This is a genomic window from uncultured Lactobacillus sp. (assembly GCF_945290125.1).
Lineage (GTDB): Bacteria > Bacillota > Bacilli > Lactobacillales > Lactobacillaceae > Lactobacillus > Lactobacillus rizhaonensis.
The window spans coordinates 1-6,910 of sequence record NZ_CALYQV010000081.1; the positions used below are offsets into that span (position 1 = coordinate 1).

5 protein-coding genes are annotated in these 6,910 nt (G+C 32.8%); 4 read left to right on the forward strand and 1 reads right to left on the reverse strand.

The genetic code is table 11. From position 1 onward, the window contains the following. Nucleotides 1-452: 452 nt before the first annotated feature. Nucleotides 453-1,220, reverse strand: a complete 768-nt coding sequence (locus tag Q0K80_RS09540; protein ID WP_294605773.1) for a MurR/RpiR family transcriptional regulator — start codon at nucleotides 1,218-1,220, stop codon at nucleotides 453-455. A 211-nt stretch (nucleotides 1,221-1,431) separates the two neighbouring features. On the opposite strand from Q0K80_RS09540, the gene Q0K80_RS09545 reads away from it, so the two are divergent. From Q0K80_RS09545 to Q0K80_RS09560, 4 genes are all read left to right on the forward strand, one after another. Then, complete coding sequence (locus Q0K80_RS09545; protein ID WP_294605775.1) at nucleotides 1,432-2,295, forward strand: MBL fold metallo-hydrolase; 864 nt, start codon at nucleotides 1,432-1,434, stop codon at nucleotides 2,293-2,295. A gap of 20 nt (nucleotides 2,296-2,315) precedes the next feature. After that, nucleotides 2,316-4,172, forward strand: a complete 1,857-nt coding sequence (locus Q0K80_RS09550) for a beta-glucoside-specific PTS transporter subunit IIABC (protein ID WP_294605777.1) — start codon at nucleotides 2,316-2,318, stop codon at nucleotides 4,170-4,172. Between the two features lie 15 nt (nucleotides 4,173-4,187). Further along, a complete protein-coding gene (locus Q0K80_RS09555; RefSeq protein ID WP_294605779.1) occupies nucleotides 4,188-5,666 on the forward strand; it encodes a glycoside hydrolase family 1 protein in 1,479 nt (492 codons plus the stop codon). Nucleotides 5,667-5,932: 266 nt separating this feature from the next. Next, nucleotides 5,933-6,484, forward strand: coding sequence for a hypothetical protein (locus Q0K80_RS09560; RefSeq protein WP_294605781.1), 552 nt, complete (start codon nucleotides 5,933-5,935; stop codon nucleotides 6,482-6,484). Nucleotides 6,485-6,910 lie beyond the last annotated feature (426 nt).

The following is a 6,910-nucleotide window of genomic DNA, read 5'->3' on the forward strand; positions in this document are numbered from 1 at the left end:
AAGACTGTTATTCCAAGTTGTTACAAACTTGAATAACAGACCTTGAAATTAATAATCCCAATCTACATATAACAGCAATCATCTTATAAATATATACAAGATTAGCAAATTATAAAATTCATAAAATGATACTGAGAAAACTAGCAAGTCTATTAATTCTTTCAGCAGATTTTATCAACCATCAAAACCAACAATTATCTAGTGCCAAAAAATAAATGTAACAGCTTTTTTACGTGTGTATAAAAATCGTTTGAGTAACACACATCTTACAGGTATTCTTGACTAAATTCGAAATTATTTAGCTGTTCCTTGACTAAAACTTTAATGGAACCATTCCTTAAGTAAACCTCCACATTGGTAATGTTCATTAACTAATGTCTTTATTTATAAAGGCTAATACCAATATCTTATTGGCATCAGGTCTTTTAACTATTATCTGTGTGATTCCAATTTTAATTTTTATTCTGGAGTCTTTTCTGATAAATAGACTGCATCAGCATCTCAATGAATATACTCGGAATAGACTGTTGATCAAAAGGCAAGGTTTTCTCTAGATTATTACCAGGTAAGGCTATCGTATTCTTGAACAATCTTTTGAATTCAGCTTTTTTGTTCATTGTTATCAAAAAAGTGTTATTACAATTAGCGATTGCTTCACCCCAATAATCTTCATAATAAGTTTTGACGCCGTTTATTGAAAACAAAACAATAGTATCATCCTTATTAGCACTATCAAGTAAATGTTCACCATTAACATCATTAATTGCGCAAAAAGTAGGCAAACCTAAATCCTGTAATTGCAACGTCAACAGCTGAGCTGGAATACTTGAGTAATATACTCCCAAAATATAATTAAAACTATTATTAAGTAAAGCCAAAGCTAACTTATCAATTTGTTGTTGCTTAATAGCCTTTAGTTTTTCTAAAATTTTTTGATAATTATCTAAATAATTTAGACTAAGTTGACCGGCATTTTCCTCCTTCCTGTTCTCGGTTTGTTTAGAAAGAATATTTAGAAGGGCAAACTTAAATTCCTTATAACCAGAAAAGCCAATTTTTTGGCAGTAACGCTGAACTGATGCCACAGAAGTTCCAGCAGTAGCCGCTAGTTTATTTATAGTCAAAGTTTCAATTCGATTAGAATTTCTTTTAATATAATTCTGAACCTTTTTTTCGGCATTAGACAGTTTACTGCTACTTATAAAAATATTATTTAACATCTTATTTCTCCTTCTACGAAGTATTTTATCATCTTTTTGATAAAAATATCTTTTTTGTTGAAATCGTTTACATATATGTTATTATGTAATTGTAAAAAGTATCATAAATATGATAAAAGTATCGATAGTAAGGAGGAACTTAAAAAATAGTAGGCTGAAATGATTACCAACCAATTGAAAAAGCAACTATTTACAAATCGAGGTAATAAATATGGATAAAGCACTCTTAAGATGTAAATCAATTGAAAAGATTAATAACCAACTCTATTGCTTAAAAGAAATTGAATCAGTAAACCGTTACTTAATAGTGGGCACCTCGCATGCTTTGCTATTTGATACTGGTTATGGCTATTTAGACTTTAAAGAACAAATTAAGAAAATTACTGATTTACCTGTTTATGTCGTTAACAGTCATGGACATCCAGATCACGGATTGGGCGATTATTTATTCAAAAATGTATATATTCATGTCAATGATTACTATCAATTGTTAGCTTTTGATAATGATTCAACCACCAAATTGCACACTATTAAATACCGCTATAAAAAATTACCGGAGCTTAAAAACTATATTAATGAACAGCAATATATTAAACCCGGTAACTTAAGCCATACAAAATTTCATTTCATTAAAGATCACGATAAATTTGACTTGGGAAACTTATCTTTAGAAGTTATTGAAATTCCTGGTCATACTTACGGTTCAATTGCTTTGTTTTGTCCAGAGAAAGGCTGGCTTTTTACCGGAGACAGCGTTTGCTATTACAACATATACTACCAAATGGGTCTACAACTACAAGCTCCATGGAAAGTTTATATAAGATCATTAAATAGATTATTAAACATGAATAAACAAGTATCCGAACTATACCCAGCTCATGGACAAAAACCAATTCCTCTTTCAGCTGCAAAAGAAACTAAGGAAGCGATTTTCGATTTGGTAAAAAATTATCAGGACGATCGCATGATAAAAACTATTAACAAAGATGCTTACGCCCATTACTACAAACATACTTTGATCTTATACAGTAATGAAATGGTCAAAGAAGCATTGCATAATGGCTTAGACGATTAGAGTCGAAATAAGGGATAGATATGAAAAGTGAAGAAACTAATGCTTGCCAAATTATTAAAAATGTTGGAGGAGCAGAAAATATTATTAGGCTGACTCACTGTGCAACTAGACTTAGATTTGTGCTTAAAGATAAAAGTAAATTTAACCCTGACAAAATTAAACAATTACCTGAAATATTAAGCGCTATCCAATCCGGTGAAGAATCACAGGTAATAGTTGGCAATGAAGTGGGCAGATATTATGACATAATAAATAAGCAGTTACCCGATTTAGGTAAAAATACGGACCAACATATTTCGAGTAACCATAATTGGTTGTCTAAAATGATAAATGGTCTAGTAAATATCATGGCACCTTTGATAACTGCTTTTGTTGCTGGTGGTTTATTCAAAGCCATAATTTCAATTCTTGCTACATTCAAAGTTATAAGTACCTCATCACAAAACTATGTCATTTTAAATGCAATAGCGGATGCAGTATTCTACTTCCTACCATTTTTACTAGCTGTATCCACAGCTAAAAAATTCAAGACTAATGAATACATAGCAATGATAATAGCTGGTTTTCTTTTATATCCTTCTATTATCCAGCTTGTAGGTGCTGGAAAGCCCGTATACTTCTTCGGACTACCAGTTCAATTAGTTAACTATAGTAGCAGCGTATTACCCATTATATTAGCAATTTGGTTTATGTCCTATCTTGATAAGTTTTTAGAAAAAATTATTCCTAATAGTATAAAAACAACACTTAAACCACTTTTAATACTGGCAATTACTGCGCCTATTACTTTACTCATAATTGGACCAATCGGCACTTGGTTAGGAGATGGCTTTTACTTCATAATTAAGACCATCAATACTTATATTCCTTGGCTTGTTCCAACAATTATCGGAGCTCTAGCCCCGTTACTTGTTATGATTGGGATGCATGTTGCCTTAATGCCACTTGCGGCTCTTCAATTTGCACAGTTTAGAAAAGAGACTATTATTGGACCAGGTTTTATTGTGGCAAACATGGTTGAATCGGGTGTTGCTTTTGCTGCAGCACTTAGACTAAAAAAAGATAAAAAGAATTCTCAAATTGCTTTTTCATCAGGTATCACTGCTTTAACCGGAATTATCGAACCAACACTTTATGGGATCACTCTGAAATATAAGCGTACGTTATATTGTGCGATTGCTGCAGGCGGTTTGGCCGGTTTATATGCTGGGATTACTCAAATATATTCGACTGTGTTAAGTCCTCAAAGCATTTTGACCCTACCATTATTTATAACCAATAATCCAAATAACTTTATTAACGCTATAATTACAGTATTACTCGCATTGACTTTAGGCTTTATTTTCACCTATTTATTCGCTGAAATAGCTCCTTCTACAACAAAAAATAGTTCTACTAGAACAGATACCATACCTAGTCAAAACGTGAATTCAAATGCTAATAAGGATATTATTTCCCCAGCTGCAGGTGAACTAGAAGACCTTTCTCAAGTAAATGATGAAACCTTTGCAAGTAAAGCACTTGGTGACGGAGTAGCTATCGAGTTAGATGGTAGTATTATCTCCGCACCAGTTAGCGGTAAAATTACCGCATTACCTTCAACTGGTCATGCTTTTGGAATTACCACCAAGGATGGTATGGAAATTTTAGTACACATCGGGATTGACACGGTAAAGTTAAACGGTAATGGTTTTGATGTGCTTGTTCAACAAAATGATGAGGTTGAAGCTGGCGAACCAATAATTAGGGTTGACCGTGAATATATTGAAAAAAAAGGCTATGATTTGGCCACAATGTTGATTATTACTAACTCAAATGGTGAAAATATCAAGCTAAAAAATAGTGGCAAAGTTAATATTGGCACCAGATTAAATTAAGGAGAACCGATAAAAATGACCCAAAAATTGCCACAAGGTTTCTTATGGGGCGGAGCAACTGCAGACTTTCAATATGAAGGAGGCTTTAACGAAGGAGGCCGTGGTCCATCCACTCATGACTATGAAACAAACGGTTCATCAACAAATCCCCGTTATCATACATTGAAAACATCAGAAGGAAAAATTATCAAAGCAAGAAGTTCGTTCATAGACGCAGATAGTGTTCCGATGGATGCAAAACCCGTTCTTTTATCAAATCAATACTATCCAAGTCATAAAGCCGTTGATTTTTATCATCATTATAAAGACGACATCAGGTTAATGGCAGGCATGGGCTTTAATGTTTATCGCTTTTCAATTGCCTGGTCAAGAATTTACCCAACTGGTGAAGAAGAAGTGCCAAATACAAATGGTTTGAAGTTTTATGATAATGTAATCAGTGAACTGGAAAAGTATCATATTCAACCTCTAATTACTATTTGCCATGACGAACTACCTATCAATTTAGCCGTTAAATATGATGGTTTTAATTCGCGCAAAGTGGTTGATCTTTACGTTAAATATGCGAAGACTTTATTTGAGCATTTTGGTAAACGGGTAAAATACTGGATAACATTTAATGAAATTAACGCTATTCGTGGTTTTGGTCCAACTGGCGTTCACGAATCTACCGGATTAAATCGTTATCAAGCAGCTCATAACATGTTTATAGCTTCAGCTAGTGCAGTTAAATTAGGTCATAAAATGATGCCTGGTAGTCAGTTTGGAGCTATGTATGCTTTGAGCACATGCTATCCAAGAACATGCAGACCAGAAGATATACTAGCAAATCAAGAAGAACTCAAAGAAAATTGGTATTTCGTAGACACAATGGGACGCGGTTATTATCCTAATTTTGCGGATGAAATCTTACAACATCATGGTATCAAGGGACTAAGGGAAATTAAAATGGAGTCAGAAGATGAATTAATTTTAAATCAAGGACAGCTTGACTATATTGCCTTTTCATACTATCGCTCTACTACATTTAAAGCTGGTGATCAATGGTTCAATGTTGGTGGAAAAAATAATCCTTATCTTGAAAAAACGCCATGGGGTTGGGGCATCGATCCATTAGGATTGCGCTACACAATGAACATGGTTTATGATCGAATTCAAAAACCACTTTTTATCGTTGAAAGCGGCATGGGAGCAGTTGACAAACCTGACGAGAATAATTATGTGGAAGATGATTACCGAATTAATTACCTAAAGAAACATCTCTTGGCAATGGCCGATGCAATCAACATTGATAAAGTTCCTTGTCTTGGCTTTACCATGTGGGCTCCAATTGACCTTGTTTCTTTATCCACTGGTGAAATGAAAAAACGTTATGGCGTCATATATGTTGACATGGACGATTTCGGTCACGGAACTTTGGAGCGGGTTCCTAAGAAGTCTTACAACTGGATGAAGCACATTATTGAAACTAATGGTGCTGCTTTACATGAATAATTAAAAAGAAGAAGGCAATTACTGTTTTCCCCTTTTTCTTCTACATTGTCTTGACAAAAAAACCAGAACTAATTTATCTTGGTAACATGTTACTAATTCAGCGTTATTAAATTTTAACATTTTTCAATCAAATTCATTATTACTAACAAAAATTTGTGTCTATTTTATAACGGTATTAACAATTAAAATATCAAAAATATTGCTTACTGCACAAAACGAGTATATAATCATAGCTACGTATAGAACTATAATAGTTAGGAGAAAAAATGAAATTAAAGAAAAAGATTATAGCATTTATGGCGCTGATTAGTTTAGGTACTTTTTTCTGTGGGGCAAAAGGTTCAGCAAATATTGTTCAGGCTAAAACTAATACTACTTTTTTTCCAAAAAAAATGCGTGGAACGTGGTATCAGTATTACAATAAAAAGATTTCAAAGATGACTATTACTAAAAATAAGGAAGTACATCATTATATTAATGGAACTAAAAATATACGCTACTTGGAAAAAAAGCCAACTATTATCCCTGAGAATAGTCAAAAGACAAAAAATCGTTTCTACATTTCTCGAACTAGAAAAGTTCACGGTTATACCTGGTATGGTATAAATAAAATTACTCTTCCTGCTGACTTAACTGAAGAATATTATGGTGTTGCAAAAATAAAAGGTAATTGGGTTTTTGACACGGCTCTTGCTCATGGCAATGTTTTTGAATCAGACAATATGCATTGGTATCGTACACCTGAGTTAGCTAAGCGATTAAAAAATGCTCACTACAAGAATTTTGATTTTTCATTCTCGTATAATGATTTAGAATAAAAGATTTTATAAAAGGATCTATTGGTTATTTTAAATCTATAAAATAGCACGCATTAAACTGTGTGCTATTTTTATTAATTACTTAATAAAAATATGTGCTTAACATACTACATTTCAAAACTAATTTATTGATGATTTAGCCCTGTGTTAACAAAAAGCAAAAAGACTATAAATCTAGAATTCAGTTCCAACAATTAATTTCAGTTTCTTTTATCATTATGCTTTTTCCGTGTCCTCTATCTATATTGGTCGTTTATTGCCTTTAAATATTTTCACTGACATATACTTAAGCTAAGCCTTGGCATTAATTAAAATACTATTAACAGCAACTTCACTCATTCAGATCGATATCATAACCGCCATATTTGCCTATTAACTTCCCAAGTCGATAATTTGATTAAACATTGCTTTTTCTTGCTCAGAAAT